We start from the raw sequence: 1169 nt of genomic DNA on the forward strand, positions 1-1169 counted from the left end.
ATGGCTAAGGAAAAGTTTGAACGTAATAAGCCGCACGTCAACATCGGCACCATCGGCCACGTTGACCACGGTAAAACCACTCTGACCGCAGCGATCACCAAATATTTTGGTGACTTCAAAGCCTACGACCAGATCGACGGCGCACCTGAAGAAAAAGCTCGCGGCATCACCATCTCGACCGCACACGTTGAGTATGAAACCGAAAGCCGCCACTACGCGCACGTCGACTGCCCCGGTCACGCTGACTATGTGAAAAACATGATCACCGGTGCGGCGCAGATGGATGGCGCCATCCTGGTTGTGAACGCAGCTGACGGCCCGATGCCCCAGACCCGCGAGCACATCCTGCTGGGCCGCCAGGTTGGCATCCCCTACATGGTTGTCTTCATGAACAAAGTTGACCAGGTAGACGACGAAGAGCTGCTCGAGCTGGTTGAAATGGAAATCCGTGAGCTGCTGTCGTCCTACGACTACCCCGGCGACGATATTCCAATCATCGCAGGTTCCGCTCTGGCGGCGATGGAAGGCACCAACCCTGAAATCGGCGAAAACAAAATCCGCGAGCTGATGGCTGCCGTTGACGAGTATATCCCTACTCCTGCACGTGCGGTTGACCAGCCCTTCCTGATGCCTGTTGAAGACGTGTTCTCGATCTCTGGTCGTGGTACCGTTGTGACTGGCCGTGTTGAGCGTGGCGTGATCAATGTTGGCGACAGCATTGAAATCGTTGGCATCAAAGACACTCAGACCACCACCTGTACTGGTGTTGAAATGTTCCGCAAGCTGCTGGATCGCGGTGAAGCGGGCGACAACATCGGCGCCCTGCTGCGCGGTATCGACCGTGAAGCTGTTGAGCGTGGCCAGGTTCTGTGCGCACCTAAGTCGGTTCAGCCACACACCAAGTTCGAAGCAGAAGCCTATATCCTGACCAAGGATGAAGGCGGCCGTCACACGCCATTCTTCGCGAACTACCGTCCACAGTTCTACTTCCGGACCACAGACGTCACCGGTACTGTTACTCTGCCCGAGGGCACCGAGATGGTCATGCCAGGCGACAACCTGAAGTTCGACGTTGAGCTGATCGCGCCAATCGCGATGGAAAACGGTCTGCGCTTTGCGATCCGCGAAGGCGGCCGCACCGTCGGCGCTGGCGTCGTTTCCAAAATCAC

General features: G+C 56.9%; 1 protein-coding gene. It reads left to right on the plus strand.

The features are described from left to right. Window positions 1–1169: elongation factor Tu (gene tuf, locus PH5382_RS19350; RefSeq protein WP_058336008.1), on the plus strand; the 1169-nt coding region annotated here is incomplete at both ends.

This window comes from Phaeobacter sp. CECT 5382 (assembly GCF_001457775.1).
Taxonomy (GTDB): domain Bacteria; phylum Pseudomonadota; class Alphaproteobacteria; order Rhodobacterales; family Rhodobacteraceae; genus Pseudophaeobacter.